We start from the raw sequence: 21,068 nt of genomic DNA on the forward strand, positions 1-21,068 counted from the left end.
GGCAGGATGAGGACCAAGGTCCCTACATGATCCCCGCGCGCTCGGGGAGTGTCAGGGACATGGATGGACTTCAGCGCATCGACGCCTTCTGGCGGGCCGCGAACTATCTGTCGGTCGGGCAGATCTACCTGCTGGACAACCCGCTGCTCACCGAGGAACTCCGCCCCGAGCACATCAAGCCGCGGTTGCTCGGCCACTGGGGGACCACCCCGGGACTCAACTTCTGCCTGGCCCACCTCAACCGGGTCATCGTCGAGCGCGACCAGGACATGATCTACATCATGGGACCGGGGCACGGCGGTCCGGCCGCCGTCGCCTTCTCCTGGCTGGAGGGGACCTACTCGCGGTACTACCCCGACGTCTCCCGGGACGCCGAGGGGATGCGCAGGCTATTCCGGCAATTCTCCTTCCCCGGGGGCGTGCCGAGTCATGTCGCCCCGGAGACCCCCGGCTCCATCCACGAGGGCGGGGAGCTGGGGTACTCCCTCGCCCACGCCTACGGCGCCGCCTTCGACAACCCCGGTCTCGTGGTGGCCTGCGTGATCGGGGACGGGGAGGCGGAGACCGGGCCGCTCGCCGCGAGCTGGCACTCCGACAAGTTCCTCAATCCGGCCAGGGACGGGATCGTGCTGCCGATCCTCCACCTCAACGGCTACAAGATCGCCAATCCCGCCGTGCTGGCGCGGATCCCGGAGGAACAGCTGATCAAACTGATCGAGGGGGCCGGCTATCGCCCGTACCTCGTCTCGGGGGAGGATCCCGCCGCGATGCACCGGCTGATGGCCGGCACCCTCGACGAGGTCTTCGACCGGATCGCGGCGATCAGGGAGGGCTCGCGGGAGCCGCTCCCCATGATCGTCCTTCGCTCGCCGAAGGGCTGGACCGGGCCGCGTGAGGTGGACGGCGTGCAGGTGGAGGGGACCTGGCGCTCCCACCAGGTTCCCGTGAACGAGGTGCGGAGCAACCCCGGGCACCTGGAGATCCTGCGGGACTGGATGCTCTCCTACCGGCCCGAGGAGCTGTTCGACGCCGACGGCCGCCCCTACCCGGAGATCCTGGCGGACGTCCCGGCCGGGCCGCGCCGGATGAGCGGCAACCCGCACGCCAACGGCGGCAAACTGCTCCGGCCCCTCGCGCTCCCGGACTTCCGCGACTACGCGGTGGAGGTGAAGGCCCCGGCGACCGCCTCCAGCGAGCCGACCCGGGTGCTCGGCACCTACCTCCGCGACCTCATGCGGAGGAACCCGGAGAACTTCCGGCTCATGGGCCCGGACGAGACCGCCTCCAACCGGCTCTCCGCGGTCTTCGAGGTCACCGCGCGGACCTGGGACGCCCAGACGCTCCCCGGCGACGACCACCTCTCTCCCGACGGCCGGGTGATGGAGGTGCTGAGCGAGCATCTCTGCCAGGGCTGGCTGGAGGGATACCTGCTCACCGGGCGGCACGGCCTGTTCAACTGCTACGAGGCGTTCATCCACATCGTGGACGCCATGTTCAACCAGCACGCCAAATGGCTGGAGAGCTGTAAGAAGATTCCCTGGCGCCGCCCGATCGCCTCGCTCAACTACCTGCTCTCCTCCCATGTGTGGCGGCAGGACCACAACGGCTTCAGCCACCAGGACCCCGGCTTCCTGGACGTGGTGATGAACAAGAAGGCCGAGGTGGTCCGGGTGTATCTGCCGCCGGACGCCAACACCCTGCTCTCGGTCGCCGACCACTGCCTGCGCTCCCGCGACTACGTCAACGTGATCGTCGCCGGCAAGCAGCCCGTCCTGGACCTCATGACCATGGACGAGGCGATCGCGCACTGCACCCGGGGGCTGGGCATCCTGGAGTGGGCCTCCACCGACGCGGGCGTCGAGCCCGACGTGGTGCTCGCCTGCGCGGGCGACGTGCCCACCCTGGAGACCCTCGCCGCGGCGGCGCTGCTCCGGCGGCACCTGCCCGAACTCCGGGTCCGCGTGGTCAACGTGGTGGACCTCATGCGCCTCCAACCGGACACCGAGCACCCGCACGGCCTGACCGACCCGGAGTTCGACGCGCTGTTCACCGTGGACAGGCCGGTGATCTTCAACTTCCACGGCTACCCGTGGCTGATCCACCGCCTCACCTATCGCCGGCACGGCCACGACAACCTGCACGTCCGCGGCTACAAGGAGGAGGGCACCACCACCACGCCCTTCGACATGGCGATGCTCAACGACATCGACCGGTACCACCTGGTCATGGATGTGATCGACCGGGTGCCCGGCCTGGGCTCACGCACCGCCCACCTGCGCCAGCGGATGGCCGACGCCCGGCTTCAGGCCCGCGCCTACACCCGGGAGTACGGCGAGGACACCCCCGAGATCCGCGACTGGACCTGGGGGTGGGAAGGCTGAGCGCGATCTTCCGCCCTGCGGGCTCCGGGACGACCAGGTCGGCCGTTCCGGCGCCCGCCGGCCCCGAGCGTGGCCCGGTCACCCCCCGAAAAGATCCAGCAGCATCCGGATGTCGGCGATGACGACGAAGCCCAGCACGCAGTAGGCGAGTCGCCGGGTCACCGGCCGGATCCGCATCTCGCCCATGAGAGAGGCGGTGTCGGTGAGGCGGATCAGCGCGAAGATGACCAGCGGCAGGGCGAGACCGAGGACGAGCTGGCTCACCATGAGCGCCTGCACCTCGCCCACCCCCACGAGCAGGAGCAGTACGGCGGGAACCAGCGTGGCGCAGCGGCGCGCCAGCAGCGGCGGGCGGAACCGGGTCAGCCCCTCGATGGCGAATTGCCCGGCGATTCCGCTGGTCGCGGTGGAGGCCAGGCCGGCCGCGAGCAGTCCGATGCCGAAGGCGAAGACGGAGAAGGAGCCCAGGGCGGGTTCGAGGGACAGCGCGGCCTCGCCGATGGTCTCGGGCACTCCCGCGCCGCTGCGGGTGGCCGCGGCGACGATGAGGATCGCCGCGTTGATGAGCAGCGCCCCGTTGAGCGCGATCGCCGCGCACACCATGGCGCTGCGCAGCGCCGCCGACCGTTCGACGGGCCTGCTCCAGTGGACGACGCCGCTGTGGAGGAACAGGTTGTGCGGCATGACCGTGGCGCCCATGAGGGCCACGGCGACGGCGGCCGCGCCGGGCGGCAGGCTGGGGGCCAGCCCGGTGAAGGGGGTGAGACCGGGGTCGCTGAGCCACACCTGGACCACGAACACGGCGGCGATGACGCCGAGGAGCAGCGCGATGCCGCGTTCCAGGGCCCGGTTGCCGGACGCGACGCTCAACATGGTGAGCACCAGGACCACGCCCAGCACGATGGACAGCACCAGGGGGCCGCCGAGGAGCAGGTGCAGGGCGAGCACCACCCCGAGGAACTCGGCGACCTCGGTGGCGAGCAGGATGACGGCGGTCGCGGCGAGGGCGATCGCCCGCCCCGTCCGGCCGAGGCGGGCGCCGAGCAGTTCGGCCAGGTGGGAGCCGGTGGCGATGCCGAGTTTGGCGGACAGGTACTGCAGGAACAGTGCGATGCCGTTGGCCAGCACCAGCACCCACAGCAGGGTGTAGCCGTATTCCGCGCCGGCGGCGATGTCGGTGCCCCAGTTGCCCGGATCGACGTATCCGACGGCGACGATGAAGGCGGGACCCATGGCGGCGAGGCGGCGGCTGACGCCCGCGGTCGGCGCAGGCGCGGTGGTGGTCACAGACGGAAGATCCTTTCCGCGTTTCCGCCGAGAATCCGCTCCGCCTGGTTCCCGGGCAGGCCGCGGACCAGGTCGATGATCTCCTCCATGTGGCCGTTCTTGTGGGGGAAGTCGCTGCCGTACAGCACGTTGTCCGCACCGAAGACCGAGACGGTGAGGTCGAGGGCACGGGGGTCGTACACGATGGAGTCGACGTAGATGCGGTCGGTGTAGCCGCTGGGGCGTTCGGCGATCGCGGCCCGCGCCGACTCCCAGGTACGGTGCCCGACGTCGAGCCTGCCCATGAGGAAGGGCAGGTAGCCGCCGGCGTGGCCTGCGATGATCTTCAGTTGGGTGTACCGGTCGAAGAAGCCGTCCAAGATCATGCGGGACAGTGCGAGTGTCGTGTCGAAGGTGAAACCGGCGCTCCAGGCCAGGTGGTAGCGCCCCATGTCCATCAGTTCGACCCCCGGCGGCGTGGTGGGGTGGACCAGCACCGGCAGCCCCAGCAGGTCGACGGCCTCCCACACCGGGGTGAACCTCGGGTCGGTGAGGCTGGCCCCGTCGATGTTGGCGAGCACCATCACTCCGACGGCCCCGGCGTCCACCGCGCGCTTCAGCTCGGCCACGGCCAGGTCCGGATACTGCCAGGGCAGGGTGGCGAGGAAGCGGATGCGATCGCCGCTCCGCGCCGCCATCTGGTCGTTGACCAGCCGGGCGGCGCGAAGGCTGAGCTCCTCACCGCCCCAGTAGACGCTGGGGCAGGTGAGGGAGACGATCGCCGTGTCCACCCCGGCCGCGTCCATGGCGGCGAGGCGGAGGTCGTAGTCGAACATGGCCGGGGTGAGGGTGAGGAACGGTGCGCCCCCGCGGTGCACCATGCCGTCCACCAGGGTGTACGGCTCCGCGAGCAGCTCAAGGTACTCGTGGCTCAGCATGTGCGTGTGCACGTCGACAATCTTCAAAACCGGCTCCTTGGAGACGCGTGGCGCGGGGGCGGGGGGGCTACTGCGGGATGGGGGCCGAGATGAGCTTGCCGATCCGCTCGTCCACCTCGCCGCGGTCGTAGCGCAGGTAGAGGTTGATCAGGTTGCGGGACGGGTCGCCGCGGTGCAGGTACTCGTAGAGCTCCTGCCGCTGCCCGAAGCCGCCGCCCACCAGGTCCCAGGCCATCCGGAACAGCCGGGACTTCTCCGCGGCGCCGATGTCCTTGCCGCGCATGTAGCGGTCGAGGAGGGGGCGCAGCTCCGCGCTCTCCAGGTCGCCCTCGCTGGGCTGCATGAGCAGGCCCGAGGCGGTGATCTTGCGGAGGAGGTCGGCGACCCGGCCGGAGCTCATCGCGGAGAAGTACCCGATGGCGGTGGAGCCGACCGGTTGGACGAGGCCCGCCGGAGTGACCTTGTGCTGTGCCTCGGTGGCGACGGTGAGCAGCCGGCTGAGCTCCACGATCGCGGTCATCTCGCCGAGCATCTCCTGGATGTTCCGGAAGCCGCTCACCCCGATGGCGTCGGCGCAGCGGGCGGCCACACCGAGCGCGGTCTTCATCCTTTCCTGGAAGCGCACGTGGGAGCTGTAGGAGGCCCAGGGGGTGATGCGGCCCAGCCCGCGCATGGCGAGCTCCCCGTCGTGCAGCAGGAAGATCCGCTCCCGGGGGACGAAGACGTCCTCGAAGAAGAGCATGGCGTCCTGCTCGTCGTAGAGGCGGGCGAAGGGGTGGCTGTGGCCGTGGGTGTGGTCGCCGAGCGGTTCGCGGCAGACGGTCTTGAGCCCGGGGGTGTTCATGGGGAGGGCGAACCAGATCACGAACTCCGAGGCGCCGCGGCGGGCGAAGGAGGCCGACAGGTAGCAGAACACCTCGTGGGAGTAGGGGGCGAGGGTGGCCAGCTGCTTGGCACCCCGCACGACGATGCCGTCGGCGCGCTCCTCGACGATGCGCAGCGCCAGGTCGGGATCGTCGAGCGGGGTTTTGGAACGGTCTATTTGCGGGTCGCCGATAGCGTGGGTGAGGGCGAGGTCGTTCTCCATGCAGTAGCGGTGGTAGGCGACCGCGTTGGGGCCGAACTCGCCGAGCTCGGGGGCGAAGTCGTAGAGGCCGACGGTGATGTTGGCCATGTAGTCGGGGGAGCGGCCGAGCTGCCCCCACGAGTTGCGCATCCACGCCTGGCTGTTGGCGTACTTCTCTTTGAGCTGCTCGTAGGTGCGGGGCAGCAGGTAGGACTTGCTGACCCGGTTCCCGGTCTCGGGGGAGACGAAGGTCATGACGTCGTTGTGCTGCATGTCGTACAGCTCGGCGAAGCGGTCGACGGTGCCTTTGAAGGCGGGGTGGGTGGTGACGTCGTCGATGCGCTTGCCGTCGAGCCAGACCTCCCGGCCGTCGCGAAGCGATTCCCGGTAGCGACTCCCGGTGAGTGCGCCTTGCGTGGTCATTTTTCCTCCGATGTGGGCATTTCTGGGCCGGTGGTGACACCGGCGGGTGGAGCGGGTACGACCTGGGAGCCGACGAGCCTGACATGGCCCGCCATCAGGGCCCGGGCGCCGTCGGCGTCGCCGGCCCTGATCCGGTCGAGGATTCTGCGGTGGAGTTCGTGGGCGCGCCGGGCCCGCTCGGGGGTGTTGCGGGGCTCCAGCAGCGATTGCTTCTCCCGGCGGAGGGCGGCCAGGGTGCCGGCCAGGGCCCGGTTGCCTGAGGCCTCGCCCACCGCGATGTGGAAGGCGATGCCGAGCTCGGTGAAGAGAACCGGGTCGTCGAGTGCCTCGTCGGCCTCGTCGATGAGCGCGGCGAGCCGGTCGAGCTGCTCGGCCGTGGCGTTTTCGGCGGCGAGCGCGGCGGTCACGGGTTCGATCGCGGCCTGGGCGTCGATGATCTCCCGGGCGGTGATCCCGGTGAGGCGGAGCTGGACGGCGAGGGCGTCGGCGAGCATGCAGTAGGCGCCGTCGTAGTAGAGCAGGGGGGCGGAGCGGGCCTCCTCCTCGACCGGGCTTCCGCCTGCCGAGACCACCCGGCCGACCATGATCGTGTGGTCGCCGCCGGTGAGGAGGTCGTGCAGCTCGCAGTCGAAGTAGCTGAGGCAGCCGTCGATGATCGGAGCACCGGTGAGGGCCCGCCGGGTGGCTACCTCGGTGAAGCGGCCGGGCTCGGGGTCACGTCCCTGGCTGGAGAAGTACTGCGAGATCGCCTGCTGGTCGGAGCGGAGTACGCTCACGGCGAACCGGCCGGAGGCGCGCACATAGGTGAGGAGCCGGCTGTAGGAGGCGAGCGAGACCGTGACGAGCAGGGGATTGAGGGAGAGCGAGGCGAAGGACGAGACGGTGACACCGTAGTCGGCGACGGGCCCGGACTCGCCCTCCTCGCTGCTGACGAGGGTCGTGACGACGGTGACGCCTGAGGCGAACCGGCGGGCGGCCTGCTTGAAGGCGAGGGGATCGATCATCGTGGACCTCCTGGGCTCGAACCATATGAACATATGACCTTTATGTCAACGGACCCCTTCTGCAAAGCGGGGTGGGCGTGCCATCCTGCGATATCGGCCGTTGACAAGGGGACGGGCTAAACAAATAATGTTTATACATTAGCTGTGCCGTGGATCCGGGGCTCTGCGGCCAGGTATGGGCAAGACGTTCGGAGAGGTGGCCCATCCCCGATGATCATCGATATCCATGCGCATGTGAGCGCGCCCATAGAACTCGCCGCCTACAAGGCGAGCCTGCTGTCCCACCGAGGCGCGCACGGGAGGGGAAAGGTCGCCGTCGGCGACGATCGCATCCGCGAGGCGTTCGAGGAGGACAGCAGGTTCTTCGGCGGCATCTCCCACCTGCGCCACCTCGACGACGCGGGCATCGACGTCCAGGTCCTCTCACCGAGGCCCTTCCAGGCGATGCACAGCGAAGAGCCCGCCAAGCTCGTCCAGTGGTACACCGAGGAGACCAACGACCTCATCAAGCGTGCCTGCGACCTCTACCCGCAGCGCTTCCGCGGCATGGCCGGGCTGCCGCAGAGCCCTTCGTTCAGCCCCGAGCAGTGGACCGGCGAGCTCCGCCGCTGCGTCACCGAGCTCGGTTTCGTGGGCGCCATGCTCAACCCCGATCCCATGGAGGGCACCTATCCGCCCAAGCCCCCGCTCGGCGACCGCTACTGGTACCCCGTCTACGAGGTGCTGTGCGAACTGGACGTCCCCGCCCTCATCCACTCGGCGGGCTGCAAACCCCCTGCCCGCGAGTCCTACAGCCTCCACTTCATCGTGGAGGAGACGATCAACACCATCAGCCTGGTGAACTCCCCGGTCTTCCAGGACTTCCCCGACCTGAAGCTGATCGTCTCCCATGGCGGCGGGGCCGTCCCCTACCAGGCGGGGCGGTTCATGCCGGGGGCGCTGCGCCGTCCCGAGCTGGGCACCTTCATCGAACGGCTCCGCAAACTCCACTTCGACACCTGCCTCTACACCCAGGACGCCCTCGAGCTGCTCATCCGCACGGTCGGAGTGGACCGCTGTCTCTACGGCTCGGAGAAGCCCGGCACCGGTTCGGCCAGGAACCCCGAGAACGGGCGCTGGTTCGACGACATCCACCTGCTGATCGAGGACATCGGCTGGCTCTCCAAGGAGGACCGGGCCGACATCTTCGCCGGCAATGCCACCGCCCTCTTCGGCTCGTTCGAATGAGGAATCTGACCGACTCGGAGTGGAGCGACTAATGGCGGAGATCGTTCTGGGCCTCGGGACCTCCCACGGCCCGCTGCTCAACACCCCTCCCAAGGACTGGGACCAGCGGGCCGCGGCGGACCGGCGCAGCACCGGCCTGAAGTACCAGGGGAAGACCTGGACCTACGCCGACCTTCGGTCCGCCCGTCCCGACTTCGCGGGTGAAGTGGCTCTGGATGTGCGGCAGGAGCGGCACGCCGCGTCCCGGGCCGCCCTCGACCGGCTGGGTGAGATCCTCGACGAGGTGGCCCCGGACGTCGTCGTCATCGTGAGCAGCGACCACAAGGAGCTGTTCGGGGACGAGCTGCTGCCCTCGTTCGGCGTTTTCCACGGGGCGCAGGTGGACCACCTGCCGCTGACCGACGAGGAACTCGCCGCCATGGGCCCCGGCCTCGCCGTCTCCGCCCGCGGCTACGTCCCGGAGCGGCCGGAGGTCCGCGAGTGCGCGCCGGACCTGGCGGGGCACATGATCGCCTCGCTGATCGGCGACGGGTTCGACGTCGCGGCCTCCGACCGGCTTCCGGCCGGCAAGCACGGCAACCACGGGCTGCCGCACGGCTGGGGGTTCGTCTTCCAGCAGGTGATGCGCCGCCCGTACCCGATGATTCCGATCTTCGTGAACACCTTCTACCCGCCGAACCAGCCGACACCCGCCCGCTGCTACGCCTTCGGGCAGGCGCTGCGCCGCGCCGTCGAGGGCTCCCCCGGAGCCGAGCGGGTGGCGTTCATCGCCTCGGGGGGATTGACACACTTCGTGGTGGACGAGGAGTTCGACCAGGAGTTCCTGCGCGCCCTCGCCGACGACGACGTCCGGTACCTCTCCGAGATCTCGCCGGCCTGGCTGGAGTCGGGCTCGTCGGAGATGCGGAACTGGATCGTGGTGGCCGGGGCGATGTCCGGCACCGGGTCCGTGCTGGAACTCGTCGACTACGTGCCCTGCTACCGGGCTGAGGCCGGCACCGGGAACGCGATGGGGTTCACGGCGTGGCGGTGACCGGCTGGAAGTCGGCCCGGATCCCCGCACTGACGCGGCGGCTCTGGATCGTGCTGCTGGTCGTGGCGGTCTGCGTTCTCTGCGTGTCCCCGGTGATCATGCTGATCGCCGGTGCGTTCCGCACGTCGCCGCCGGGACTGCCGGGCGAGTGGTCGACGGCGCCCTTCCTCGAGGCCTACGCCGACCCGGCGACCTACAGCACGTTCGGGAGCTCCGTCGTCCTGGCGGTCTCCACCAAGCTCATCTCCACCGCGCTGGCGGTCTACTTCTGCTGGGTGGTGGCCCGCACGACCTCGCCGCTGCGCGGCCTGGTCACCCCGATCATGCTGTTCGTGTTCGCGATGCCCACCTTGTTCTTCGCGTTGAGCTGGGGCATGTTGGGCAACCCCGACGTGGGGTTGCTGAACAAGCCGTTCGAGGCGCTCTTCGGGATGTCCCCGATCAACGTCAACTCCTGGTGGGGGCTGATCATGGTCATCGCCCTCAAGTCCACCGCCTCCTCCTACATCCTCCTCATTGGACCGTTCCTCGCCCTCTCCCGGTCCTTGGAAGAGGCCTCGTTCGTTTCCGGCGCCAGCCGGATGCGCACGTTCTTCCGGATCAACGTCCCGGTGCTGGCGCCGGCCATCACCGGGATCCTGATCCTCGGCTTCGTGGTCGGGCTCAGCTCCCTGGACGCGGCCCTCATCATCGGTGTCCCGGCCGGCATCACCGTCTTCCCCACCCACCTGTTCGGCCACCTCTACAACTCGGCCACCCCGGACTACGCCCAGGCCAGCGCCCTGTCGCTGCTCCTGGTCGCGATCACCGTGGTGCTCGTGTGGGCGCAGGGCCGCGTGCTGGGCAAACGGCAGTTCACCACGGTCACCGGCAAGGCCTACCAGCAGGAGCCGTGGGACATCGGCCCATGGCGCCACGTCTGCGTCGCCGCGATCGTGGTCTACGGGCTGCTGGCCATGGTGCTGCCGCTCGCCCAGCTCATCCTCGGCTCCCTGCAACCCGTGTTCGGACTGTACGGTGCCCTCACCTTCGACAACTACCGCGAACTGTTCGCCGAGCCCGACATCGTCTCGGCCTTCCAGGCGACGCTCACCGTGTCGATCGTGGGCGGCCTGATCGCCATGCTGCTCGCGGTCGCCCTGCAGTACGTGGTGCGCCGCCACCCCGGTCGGCTCACCCGCGTCATCACCTTCGCCACCTGGCTGCCGTGGGCGCTGCCCGGCATCGTGCTGGGGTTGGCGATGTCGTGGGCGTACCTGTCGATCCCCGGGCTGCGGGAGATCTACGGCACAGTGTGGATCTTGATGATCGCGCTGATCGTCACGGTCACCCCGATCGCCGGACGGGTCGCCGAGGGCGCGATCGTCCAGCTCAGCCATGAGCTGGAGGAGTCCGCCCGGACCAGCGGCGCCACATCGCTGCGGGCGCTGGTCGGGATCGTCGGCCGACTCATCCTGCCCAGCTTCATCAGCGGCTGGTTCGTCACGGCGCTGGTCATCTCCGGCAGCTTCGACGTGCCCATCCTCATGTCCACCTCCACCAACAGGACCATTCCCGTGGTGGTCTACGAGCTGTACACGCAGGGACGCACACCGTTGGCCGCCGCCGCTTTCTGCGTGCTCCTGGCCGTGGTGGCGGTCATCGCCGCAGTGGGTCTGCTGTACCGCCGCCGCATGCTCAAAGTCAGGGCCCGCTCTGTTAGCACAGGACAAAGCACGAGGTAATCGACATGGCCAAGGTAGAGATCAACGGCCTGAGCAAGAGATTCGGCGACGCCACCGCCGTGGACGGCTTGGACCTGGTGGTGGAGGAAGGCGAGTTTCTCACTCTCCTGGGCCCGAGCGGCTGCGGCAAGACCACCACGCTGCGCTGCGTGGCCGGCCTGGAGACTCCCGCGGAAGGGGACATCCACATCGGCGGGGAGTGCGTCGTATCCGCCAAGCGGCAGCTGTTCACGCCGCCTGAGCGGCGCCGACTCGGCATGGTGTTCCAGAGCTATGCGCTCTGGCCGCACATGACCGTCTTCGGCAACGTGGCCTACCCCCTCAGGATGCAGCGGCGGAGCCGAAGCGAGATCGCCCAGCGGGTCATGGAGGTCCTGGCCCTGGTCCGGCTGGAGGACTACGCCCAGCGCTCACCGTCTCAGCTCTCCGGTGGTCAGCAGCAGCGTGTGGCCCTGGCTCGGGCCATGGCCGCGGACCCGCGGCTCCTGCTGTTCGACGAGCCGCTCTCCAACCTCGACACCAAGCTGCGCGGCCGGATGCGCGACCTACTGCTCCGGCTTCACCGCAGCATCGGAACCACCTCCATCTACGTCACCCACGATCAGTTGGAGGCACTCACCCTGTCCGACCGGATCGTCGTCATGAACGACGGCCGCATCGAGCAGACAGGATCCCCGCAGGAGATCTACACCTCACCCGCCAGTAGATTCGTCGCCGATTTCGTGGGGTTTGAAAACATCCACACCGGCGTGGTCTGCGGGGGTTGGTCCCAGGGTTACGAAGCCCGAGTAGGGGACCTGACCATCAAATTCCGGCACCAAGGAGGTCTTGGCACCGGCGAATCCGTCACACTCGCCGTCCGCGGCTGCCACATCGGCATCGCCACGGAACCTCGTGCTGACCACGGCGAATTCGCCGTGGTCAACCATGTCTACCTCGGGGACCAAGTCGAGTACGCCTTGGAGGGCAACGGTCTGCGTCTCATCGTCCGCAAGGCCGCCCCCGACGGGACCCTCGACAGCCACATCGGATCGCGTCTGTGGGCGCGTATCCCTCCGGAACACATCGTTGGGTTGAAGTCGCCATGAAACACGCCGTCAAAACCCTGACACTCCTCGTCGGTGCCGCCCTCCTCACCGCCTGCGGCGGTGGGGCGGGAACCGGTGCCCATGATCTCGCCGCCGCCGACCTGCTCACCAAGGACGCCCAGGTCCTCGGCGGAGCCGAAGCCGTCACAGCCATGCAGGACCTGTACAAGAAGGCGGTGGCCGCCGGTGAGACCAAGGTGACCGTCTACGGTCCCGTGGAAGCCGATCTCAAGCCCGTCTACGCCGTCTTCGCCAAACGCTTCCCCGGCATCCAGGTCGTCGGCGTGCCCGCCTTCGGTCCCGCCCTCGACCAGAAGGTCAACTCCGAGGAGGCCTCCGGTAAGCGGGTCGGGGACCTCGTCCACACCGGCACCACCGTCATCGACTACGGCGTGGCCGGGAAGCTCGACGTCTTCGAACCGGTCACCGCCAAGGGGATGAGCGACCAGTTCGCCGACCCGGAGAAGCGGTTCTTCGCCAACCAGTTGGGCGGTATCGGCTTCGTCGTCAACACTCAGAAGATCAAGGTCGAGGAGGCGCCGAAGAGCTGGGAACAGCTCGGCGACCCCAAGTACAAGGGCCGCATCGTCACGGCGGACCCACGCAAACCCGGGGCACTCGTCGACGGCATCGCCAACATGATGTTCAGCGCCGTGTTCGACCGGGCCGGGGTGGAGAAGGTGGCCGCCAACGACCCGCTCATCGTGGACAGCTCCGAGCTCGCCATGCAGGCCGTCGTCTCCGGGCAGCGGGACATCGCCCCCGGGCTCGGCTTCTCCTCCTACAACGCCGCCAAGGCCAAGGGCGCTCCGGTGCACATGGTGTTTCCGTTCGACGGGCCGACCCCGATGACCACCACCTACTACGGCATCCTCAAGGGTGCCCCCAACCCCAACGCCGCCCGGCTGCTGGAGACCTGGATGTTCACTCCGGAAGCCATGGGGCTGGTCCCCCAGGCCGGTCTGTGGGGTTCCCGTCCCGGCAGTCCCGGCCCGACGGGCTACCCGGGCATCGACCAGATCCAGGTGGTGAAGAAGCCCCCGTTCCTGGAGTCGGAAAAGAACTTCAACGCCACGCTCGACCTCATGAAGGAGATCTTCAAGTAAGGCGTTCCACGCCACCGTCACGCCGCCGCCGGTCCACGACCGGCGGCGGCGCCGTGCTTGTCCGTGACATCCGGCAGGTTCCGGGCATAGCCGAACGGGCCCGCTCCGTCGACGGAGCGGGCCCGTTCGGCATTGCCGGAGGCCGAGGTCAGCGGCGCGGTCCGGCCAGGAAGTCGTGGATCAGGTGCCAGGCCCCGTCCATCTCGCCCACCGGGGCGTGCACCAGCGCGGGCTCGCCCGCGGCCAGCGACTCCCGCACGACCCCCTCCAGCGCCTGCGGAGTCTCCGCCCGTACCCCCGTCACGCCGAACGCCTCCGCCAGCTTCACGAAGTCGGGATTGCTGAGCTCGGTGCCGTGGACCCGGCCTTCGAACCGCTGCTTCTGCGTCCGCTTCACATTGCCGAAGGCCCCGTCGTCGAAGACCACGGTGACCAGGCCGATGCCGTACTTGCGGGCGGTCGCGAGCTCCTGCATGTTCCAGCCGAAGCCGCCGTCGCCGGTGACGCAGAGCACCGGCCGGTCGGGCGAGGCCGCCTTGGCGCCCAAGGCGGTGGCGAAGCCGTAGCCGAGGGTGCCCTGGTATCCGGGCCACACATAGGTGCGCGGGCCGTACACCGGGAAGGCGATCTGCGAAAGGTAGCCCACCTGGGTGAGTTCGTTGACCAGGATGCCGTCCTCGGGGAGGGCGGCGCGCAGCGCCCGTACATAGGACGCCTGCGGCTCGATCTCCGCGATCTGCTTGCGGCAGTCGTCGCGGATCCCGTCCAGTCGCGCCCACGGCTCCCGCGTCGCCTCCGGCAGTTCGGCGCGGAGGGCGGCCAGGCCGAGGCGGGCGTCGCCCAGGATGTCGAGTTCGGCGACGCGGGGCGCCCCCAGATCGCCCGCATCCGCGTTCAGCATGATCAGTTTGCCGGAGGTGCCCACCGGCCTGCCGATCGTCATGAGGAAGCGGGTGCCCACGGCCAGCACCACGTCGGCCTCCGGCAGCACCTCGCGTCCGCCGAGGCTGGTGAGGGCGAGCGGGTGACGTTCGTCGACGGCGCCGCGGCCGTTCTGGCTCATCACCACCGGTGCGCCGAGGGCCTCGGCCAGCTCGGCCAGTTCCGCCCACGCCCCGCCGGCCAGGACGCCGCCGCCCGCGTACAGCACGGGCCGGGCGGCACCGCGCAGCAAGGCGCCCGCCTTGGCGATGAGGGCCGGGTCGGGGACGGCGGGGGTGCCGACGGCGGAAGTGCCGATCAGGTCGACGTCGGCGACGGCCGACAGCACGTCCGGCGGGATCTCGATGCCGACGGGCTGCGGCCTGCCGGAGCGCAGCACCTGGAACGCCTCATGCACCAGACGCGGCACGTCCTCGGCCCTCATGGCGCTCCCGGTCCACTTGGTGACCGTGCCGAAGGTGGTGGTCTGGTCGCGGACCTCGTGCAGCATGCCGAGGCCCCGGCCGATCATGGAGGAGGGGATCTGCCCGGCGATGCACAGGACGGGCGACGAACAGGCGTAGGCGGTGGACAGGCCCGCCATCGCGTTGAGGAGGCCGGGGCCGGGCACCACCATGCAGACGCCCGCGTCGCCGGTGGTGCGGGCATATCCGTCCGCCATATACGACGCGGCCTGCTCGTGGCGGGTGTTGTGGAAGGTCAGCTGATCGGCGACTTTGGCGAGGCCGTCGACGGCGAAGTCGAGCTGGACGCCCGGCACGCCGAAGAGCCGGGTCACCCCTTCATTCACGAGTTGGCGAGCAAGAGCCTCGCCGCCGGTCATCTCCATTGAACTCCTCACAAGGTGGTGAATATCCGCTGATCCGCCCCGGTGGGGGATCCTGGCGCCTGTGCCGGGCACCAGGGCGGATCAGCGGGACGTGCCCGCCGGAAGGGGGATGGTCGGTCCGCCCGGCGGTGAAGCTTCATCGGTCCATCGCGGTGCGGGCCGCCCGCCGACGGACACGGGGAAGGGCCGCGGTAGCGGCGGAGCGGGATCAGAGGGCGGCGAGGAACCGTTCGTTCTCGACCCGGGTGCCCACGGTGACGCGCAGGCCGAAAGGTGCCTGCGGTCTGGTCAGGACGGCGTGGGCCTCCAGTTTGCGGGCCATCTCCACCGAGTCCACGCCCGGCAGCCAGATGAAGTTGCCGTGTACGGGCGGCGCGTGGTGGCCGCGCTCGACGAGCTGGGCGCGGAGCCATTCCCGTTCGGCCACGACCTCGGCGACACGGTCGTCCAGTTCGCGCTGCGCCGCCAGGCAGGCCAGCGCGGCCACCTGGCCCAGCGCGTTGATCTGGAACGGGGTCTGCGCCTTCTTGACGACGGCGACGGGCCGGCCCACCGCGTAGCCGGCCCGCAGGCCGGCCAGGCCGTAGGCCTTGGAGAAGGTCCGCAACGACACCAGGTTGGGGTGGTCGTGCACCATCCGGTGGCCTTGGGCGCACACCGCCGGATCGGCGAACTCCACGTAGGCCTCGTCGAGGATGACCAGCACACCGGTGGGGACGGCACCGAGGAACGCGGTCAGCTCCTCGGCGGAGACGACCGTCCCGGTGGGGTTGTTCGGGCTGCACAGGATGATCGCCTTGGTGCGGGGGGTGACGGCGGCGGCCATGGCGGCCAGGTCGTGCGCCCCGTCCTCGCGGAGCGGCACCTTCACCGGGGTGGCCCCTGACACCCCGGCGTAGGACTGGTACCCGGGGAAGGACGGCCACGGGAAGATCAATTCATCGCCGGGGCCGCACGTGGCCAGGACCGCCCGCTCGCAGAGCGCCCCGGCGCCGGGGCCGATGGTGACCTCCGCCGGGTCCACCTCCAGGCGCGCGGCGATCGCGCCGACCAGTTTCGCCCCGGTGGGGTGCGGATAGCGGTGCAGCGTCCCCATCGCGCCGGTCATCGCCTCGATGACGCTGGGCAGCGGCGGATAGGGGCACTCGTTGGCGGCCAGGCGGGCCGGGGGAAGTCCGCCCGTGGTGCCCTGCTTGCCCGCCACGTACTCCTGGGCTGCGGCGACGCTGTCCTTGACTTTCACGGCATCGGTCATAGGGGCCATGCTCCTTTTCAATACTCGGCGGCGACGACGTTGATCAGGGGATCACCGGCGCGGTGCCGTTGGATCTGCGCCGCCACCAGGGCGTAGGCGCGGGGGAGGAACGCGGTGGTCTGGCCGGCGGTGTGCGGGGTGATCAGCACTCCGGGGGTGTGCCGAAGAGGGTGCCCCGGGGGGAGCGGCTCCGGATCGGTCACATCGAGCACCGCGCGCAGTCGGCCGCCGCCGGTCTCCGCGGCCAGCGCCTCGGTGTCGGCCGCCGTCCCCCGGCCGGCGTTCACGAACAGGGCGCCGTCCGGCATCGCGGCGAACTCGGCCGCGCCGAACACGCCCCGGGTCTGCGCGGTGCCGGGAAGCAGGCAGACCACGACGTCCGCCAGGGGCAGCAGCCCGGGCAGCTCGGTGACGGCGGAGACGCCCGGGCGACCGCGCCGCGCCACCCGCAGAAAGGAGCAGCCGAACGGGCCGAGGCGGGCCTCCACCGCGGCGCCGATCTCGCCGTAGCCGACGATCAGCACCGTGGCGCCGTCCAAGGTGCGGGTACGCCTGAGGCCCGGCCGCCCTTGTGGCTGGGGGGCGAGCAGCTCACGCTGGGCCGCGAGGACCGCGGCGGCCACCCATTCGGCCACCGCGCCGCTTTGAATGCCGCGCCCGTTGCACAGGGTGACCCCCGGAGGCAAGGCGCGGCGGAAGCCGTCGACGCCGGTGGCGAGGGTCTGCAGAACCCGGAGATGCGGCATACGGCCGAGCGCCGCGAGCATCGTGGGGGTCGGCCGGCTCGGCACGCAGAACTCCACCTCGGCCAGGGCGGCGGGCGGTTCCCCCGTTCCGTCGTAGACGGTGAGGTCGAGCTCGGCGGCCACGTCGCCGAGGAGGGCGGGGCCCTCGGGGTGCGGGACCGCCACCCGGAGCGGCCCGCTCATTGGAGGAGGTCCGGCTGTTCGGCGACGATCATCTCCCAGAGGGGGCGGAAGCTGTTGCGGCCGCTGGCGGGGCGGCCGATGTCCTCCCTGGTCATGCGGGCGGTCTCCGGATCGATCGGGATCGGCGGGCCGGCCGCCGCCGCGGCGTAGGCGAGGAGGTGCTCCTGGCAGGAGCGTTCCATCTTCACGAACCAGGACACACACTCCTCCACGGAGCGCCCGGCGGTGATGATGCCGTGGTTGCGGAGGATGGCGGCCTTGTGGTCGCCGAGGGCGGCGGCGATCCGCCGGCCCTCCTCGAAGTCGAAGGCCGCGCCGCCGAAGTCGGCGTACAGACCGTGGTCCTCGTAGAAGACGCAGTCGTCCTGGCTCAGGGGCTGGAGCAGGCGACCGAGCGTGGACCACGTCTTGCCGAAAATCGAGTGCGCGTGAGCGCATCCCACCACGTCGGGGCGGGCCTCGTGGACCGCGCCGTGGATGGTGACCGCCGCGCGGTTCACCCGGGCGTCACCCTCGACCACCTTGCCCTGGCCGTCCACCAGCACCAGGTCGCTCACCTTGATACGGCCGAAGTGCATGGCGAAGGGGTTGACCCAGAACAGCTCGGGGTGCTCCGGGTCCCGGGCGGTGATGTGCCCGGCGACCCCCTCGTTGAAGCCGAACTTGGCGAAGATGCGGAAGCCCGCGGCGAGGCGTTGCTTGCGATGGAGGCGCTCCTCCTCGACGGACCGGACGGGTTCGTCGTCGGTGTAGTTGCGGATCCTCACGGATCTCTCGGACATGAGGCCACACTCCCTTGCACTCTATATGGCTAAACATTATATGTTCATACCCTCATCAGACCAGGGAGTGAGTGGCATGAAAAAGTACGACCTGCACACGCATTTCTATCCGGCGGAGTTCTTCTCGGTCATCGAGCAGGCCGACTCCGACTTCTCCTTCTCCACCGCCCCCTCCGGGATGCGCTTCATCGCCTACCAGGGCACCCGCTTCTTCGGCATCCGCCCCGCCATGTCTGACATGGGGCTCCGGCTGGAGGCGATGGACCGGGCGGGTGTCGACGTCGCGGTCATCTCCATGGGGCCGCTCATCCAGTTCGTCAAGGATCCCGCCGCCCAGGCCGAGGCCTGCCGCCGGCTCAACGACGCCTACGCCGGCCTCGTCGCCGCCAACCCCGGCCGCCTCCTCGCCTACGGCACCGTTCCGATGGGGGACCAGGACGAGGCGGTGGCCGAGCTCGGGCGCCTGCTCGGCGACCTCCGCTTCCAGGGGGTCATCCTGCCCAGCAACATCAAGGGCGACTACTACGACAACCCGGCGTACACCCCGTTCTTCGAGGCCGCCGACGACCTCGGGCTCTGCCTGTTCATCCACCCCCAGGTCCCGCCGGGCAGCGTCAACGTCGCCGACTACATGCTGGGCTCCACCGTCGGGTTCATGTACGACACCACGACGTCGGTGCTGCGCCTGATGTACGGCGGGCTGCTCGACCGCTACCCCCACATCCGCTGGCACATCGCCCACGCCGGCGGCGCCCTGCCCTGGCTGCTGGAGCGCATCGACAACGGGTGGCGCGACTACGCGGAGAACCAGGAGCTGCTGCCGGAGCTGCCCAGCGCCTACCTCAAGCGGCTCTACTACGACACGGTCAGCTTCACGCCGAACACGATGCGGCTCCTGCGCGACGTCGTCGGGACGGACCACATGGTGATGGGCACCGACTTCCCGCACCCGCTGGGCGACATCGACCGGGGCGTCTCCAACATCGAGAGCCTCGACATCCCCGAGCACGAGAAGGCGAACATCTTCCAGCACACCGCCCTCTCCATCCTCAACAACGTCTGATCGCCGCGTTCTCGCAGGTCAAACCGCCTTGCCGGGATGGGTCTAATTATTATATGTTTTACATAACTGAGCTGGAGGCCGCAATGAAAGTGCATGTGGGTGCCGCGGCGGAGTTCGAGGAAGGCGACCGGCGCATCATCGACGTGAAAGGGCGTCGCATCGGTGTGTTCCGGGTCGACGGGCGCTTCGCCGCTTACCTCAACATCTGCCCTCACCAAGGGGGACCGATCTGTGAAGGGCAGTACTTCCCGCAGGTCGAGGCTGTTCTGGGCGCTGACGGAACCCTTGTGACGGAACGTTCCAACCCCGACCGACCGCAGCTCGTCTGCCCCTGGCACGGCTGGGAGTACGACCTGCGCACCGGAGTCATGGTCGCCGATGAGCAGATCCGGCTCCGCACCTACGAGACCGTCGTCGAGGATGGAGAGGTTTATGTCGTCGCCTGACCTGCGCCCCACCGCCGAAGAGGTGCAGCGCCGCTTCGCCGAGGCCTTCAAGCTCTACGCCGCCCACCTGCGTGACGGCGGCTACATCGACCCCTTCGCCCCCGACGACGACATCACCGCCACCGACGTCGTCACCGTGGCCGGCGCACTCCTGCACGCGCAGAACCTTGAAGTCTTCGAGCTCGCCCTGTGGCAGTCCTGGGGCGGCGTGCCGTGGAAGGCAGTGGCATGAGTCTCTACACCCGTAGCCGCATCCCCGTCGAGAACACCCTGCTGAACGCCCGTCTGCAGGCCGCCGACCGGGGGTACGACGACTTCGTCGTCGTCGACGTCGACGCGCACCACTACGAGAACCGGGCCTGGGTCGACATCGTCCCCTACATGGAGGACGGACCGCTCAAGCAGTGGGCCGAGTCCATGGTCAAGCGGGGCGGCGGAGGCGGCGCGAGCGCCGCCCTCACCGGAGTCCAGCTCGGCAACCAGGAGGTCGGCGGACGCATCATCCGCGCGGGCCGCAACTTCTCGGACCCCCTCGACACCGTCAAGGACGACCGCCACCCCGACGTCGTCCGCATGCTGTGGGCCATGGACCAGATGGGCATCGACTACACCGTCATGTTCCCCACCCCCATGCTCACCCTGGGCCTGCACCCCCAGGTCGAGGTCGAGGTCGCCCTTGCCCGGGCTTACTGCCGGTGGCTCACCCGCGAGCTGCTTCCCCAGGACGACCGCATCAAGACCATGATCTATCTGCCGTTCAACGATCCGGCGGAGACCCTCAAGATGGTCCACGAGTTCAAGGACGTCCCCGGCGTCGTGGGCTTCATGGTCACGAGTGTCCGCCACCGCATGGTGCACCACAACGACTACGTCCCGGTCTACGCGGCCATCCAGGAGACGGGGAAGCCCCTCGCCTTCCACGCCGCCTACAACTGGACCGAGCCGAGCATGACCCAGCTCAACAAGTTCATCTCGGTCCATTCGCTGGGGTTCACGACCTGCAACATGATCCACATGACCAACTGGATCATCAACGGGCTGCCCGAGCGCTTCCCCGGCCTCAAGGTGCTCTGGATCGAGAGTGGCCTGGCCTGGATCCCCTTCCTCATGCAGCGGCTCGACAACGAGTACATGATGCGCACCTCGGAGGCGCCGCTGCTGAAGAAGCTCCCCAGTGACTACATGCGCGACATGTACTTTTCGTCGCAGCCGATGGAGCGGCACAAGAACGGCCGCGCCCTTGAGGTCACCTTCGAGATGATCGACGCCCCCAACCGGCTCATGTACTCCTCGGACTACCCGCACTGGGACTACGACGTGCCCGCCGTCATCCACGACCTGCCCTTCCTCGACGACAAGGCCAAGCGGCAGATCCTCGGCGGCAACGCCTGCGAGGCCTTCGGCCTCGACCCGACGGTCGTCAGGAAGGCCCCCTCCCGAGGCTGATCACCCACCTGGACACGCATGGAGAAAGGGCCCGCATCCAGCGGGCCCTTTCTCCGTCTGACTCCCTCACAGCACTCGGCACCGTCCCCGGCGCTCCGGCCGCCTCCCGCACGGAGGACT

The 21,068-nt window shown here is 69.1% G+C and carries 18 protein-coding genes; 10 read left to right on the forward strand and 8 right to left on the reverse strand.

What is annotated here, in order from left to right; all coding sequences use genetic code 11:
* Window positions 1–59 precede the first annotated feature (59 nt).
* Window positions 60–2,381 (forward strand): phosphoketolase family protein, encoded by a 2,322-nt coding sequence (locus RUR_RS22530; RefSeq protein WP_283137142.1) that lies wholly within the window; start codon window positions 60–62, stop codon window positions 2,379–2,381.
* A 78-nt stretch (window positions 2,382–2,459) separates the two neighbouring features.
* On the opposite strand, the gene RUR_RS22535 is transcribed toward RUR_RS22530, so the two are convergent.
* Genes RUR_RS22535 through RUR_RS22550 form a run of 4 tightly spaced genes read right to left on the reverse strand, consistent with a single transcriptional unit; the run spans window position 2,460 to window position 7,078 of the window.
* A complete protein-coding gene (locus tag RUR_RS22535; RefSeq protein ID WP_283137143.1) occupies window positions 2,460–3,668 on the reverse strand; it encodes an Nramp family divalent metal transporter in 1,209 nt (402 codons plus the stop codon).
* Complete coding sequence (locus tag RUR_RS22540) at window positions 3,665–4,612, reverse strand: amidohydrolase family protein (protein WP_283137144.1); 948 nt, start codon at window positions 4,610–4,612, stop codon at window positions 3,665–3,667. Before RUR_RS22540 ends, RUR_RS22535 begins: the two co-directional genes overlap by 4 nt.
* A 40-nt stretch (window positions 4,613–4,652) precedes the next feature.
* Window positions 4,653–6,074 carry a 4-hydroxyphenylacetate 3-hydroxylase family protein gene (locus RUR_RS22545; RefSeq protein ID WP_283137145.1) on the reverse strand — a complete coding sequence of 474 codons (1,422 nt, stop codon included), beginning with the start codon at window positions 6,072–6,074 and terminating at the stop codon, window positions 4,653–4,655.
* A complete protein-coding gene (locus RUR_RS22550; protein WP_283137146.1) occupies window positions 6,071–7,078 on the reverse strand; it encodes a flavin reductase in 1,008 nt (335 codons plus the stop codon). The genes RUR_RS22545 and RUR_RS22550 overlap by 4 nt, the downstream gene beginning before the upstream one ends.
* Window positions 7,079–7,288: 210 nt before the next feature.
* On the opposite strand from RUR_RS22550, the gene RUR_RS22555 reads away from it, so the two are divergent.
* Genes RUR_RS22555 through RUR_RS22575 form a run of 5 tightly spaced genes read left to right on the forward strand, consistent with a single transcriptional unit; the run spans window position 7,289 to window position 13,256 of the window.
* Window positions 7,289–8,305: an amidohydrolase family protein gene (locus tag RUR_RS22555; protein WP_283137147.1), complete on the forward strand. Its 1,017-nt coding sequence runs from the start codon at window positions 7,289–7,291 to the stop codon at window positions 8,303–8,305.
* Window positions 8,306–8,336: 31 nt separating this feature from the next.
* Window positions 8,337–9,338: a DODA-type extradiol aromatic ring-opening family dioxygenase gene (locus tag RUR_RS22560; protein WP_283137148.1), complete on the forward strand. Its 1,002-nt coding sequence runs from the start codon at window positions 8,337–8,339 to the stop codon at window positions 9,336–9,338.
* Window positions 9,335–11,062: an ABC transporter permease gene (locus tag RUR_RS22565; protein WP_283137149.1), complete on the forward strand. Its 1,728-nt coding sequence runs from the start codon at window positions 9,335–9,337 to the stop codon at window positions 11,060–11,062. Before RUR_RS22560 ends, RUR_RS22565 begins: the two co-directional genes overlap by 4 nt.
* A 5-nt stretch (window positions 11,063–11,067) precedes the next feature.
* Entirely contained in the window at window positions 11,068–12,150 is a 1,083-nt protein-coding gene (locus RUR_RS22570) for an ABC transporter ATP-binding protein (protein ID WP_283137150.1), read from the forward strand.
* Window positions 12,147–13,256, forward strand: a complete 1,110-nt coding sequence (locus RUR_RS22575; protein ID WP_283137151.1) for an ABC transporter substrate-binding protein — start codon at window positions 12,147–12,149, stop codon at window positions 13,254–13,256. The genes RUR_RS22570 and RUR_RS22575 overlap by 4 nt, the downstream gene beginning before the upstream one ends.
* A gap of 148 nt (window positions 13,257–13,404) precedes the next feature.
* Here RUR_RS22575 and RUR_RS22580 read toward each other — a convergent pair whose 3' ends face one another.
* From RUR_RS22580 to RUR_RS22595, 4 genes are all read right to left on the reverse strand, one after another.
* Entirely contained in the window at window positions 13,405–15,027 is a 1,623-nt protein-coding gene (locus RUR_RS22580; protein WP_283137152.1) for a thiamine pyrophosphate-dependent enzyme, read from the reverse strand.
* A 208-nt stretch (window positions 15,028–15,235) separates the two neighbouring features.
* Complete coding sequence (locus RUR_RS22585) at window positions 15,236–16,282, reverse strand: histidinol-phosphate transaminase (protein WP_283137153.1); 1,047 nt, start codon at window positions 16,280–16,282, stop codon at window positions 15,236–15,238.
* A 17-nt stretch (window positions 16,283–16,299) separates the two neighbouring features.
* Window positions 16,300–17,211, reverse strand: a complete 912-nt coding sequence (locus tag RUR_RS22590) for an NAD(P)-dependent oxidoreductase (RefSeq protein WP_283137154.1) — start codon at window positions 17,209–17,211, stop codon at window positions 16,300–16,302.
* Window positions 17,208–17,993, reverse strand: a complete 786-nt coding sequence (locus tag RUR_RS22595; RefSeq protein WP_283137155.1) for a class II aldolase/adducin family protein — start codon at window positions 17,991–17,993, stop codon at window positions 17,208–17,210. Before RUR_RS22595 ends, RUR_RS22590 begins: the two co-directional genes overlap by 4 nt.
* Window positions 17,994–18,069: 76 nt before the next feature.
* Here RUR_RS22595 and RUR_RS22600 point away from each other — a divergent pair, with 76 nt between their 5' ends.
* The 4 genes from RUR_RS22600 (at window position 18,070) to RUR_RS22615 (ending at window position 20,948) form a co-directional block, all read left to right on the forward strand.
* A complete protein-coding gene (locus tag RUR_RS22600; protein WP_283137156.1) occupies window positions 18,070–19,056 on the forward strand; it encodes an amidohydrolase family protein in 987 nt (328 codons plus the stop codon).
* Window positions 19,057–19,139: 83 nt separating this feature from the next.
* Window positions 19,140–19,502 (forward strand): Rieske (2Fe-2S) protein, encoded by a 363-nt coding sequence (locus tag RUR_RS22605; protein WP_283137157.1) that lies wholly within the window; start codon window positions 19,140–19,142, stop codon window positions 19,500–19,502.
* Window positions 19,489–19,734, forward strand: a complete 246-nt coding sequence (locus tag RUR_RS22610) for a hypothetical protein (RefSeq protein WP_283137158.1) — start codon at window positions 19,489–19,491, stop codon at window positions 19,732–19,734. The genes RUR_RS22605 and RUR_RS22610 overlap by 14 nt, the downstream gene beginning before the upstream one ends.
* Window positions 19,731–20,948, forward strand: coding sequence for an amidohydrolase family protein (locus tag RUR_RS22615; RefSeq protein ID WP_283137159.1), 1,218 nt, complete (start codon window positions 19,731–19,733; stop codon window positions 20,946–20,948). Before RUR_RS22610 ends, RUR_RS22615 begins: the two co-directional genes overlap by 4 nt.
* Window positions 20,949–21,068 lie beyond the last annotated feature (120 nt).

It is taken from the genome of Rhizohabitans arisaemae (assembly GCF_025996515.1).
Classification (GTDB): Bacteria; Actinomycetota; Actinomycetes; order Streptosporangiales; family Streptosporangiaceae; genus Rhizohabitans; species Rhizohabitans arisaemae.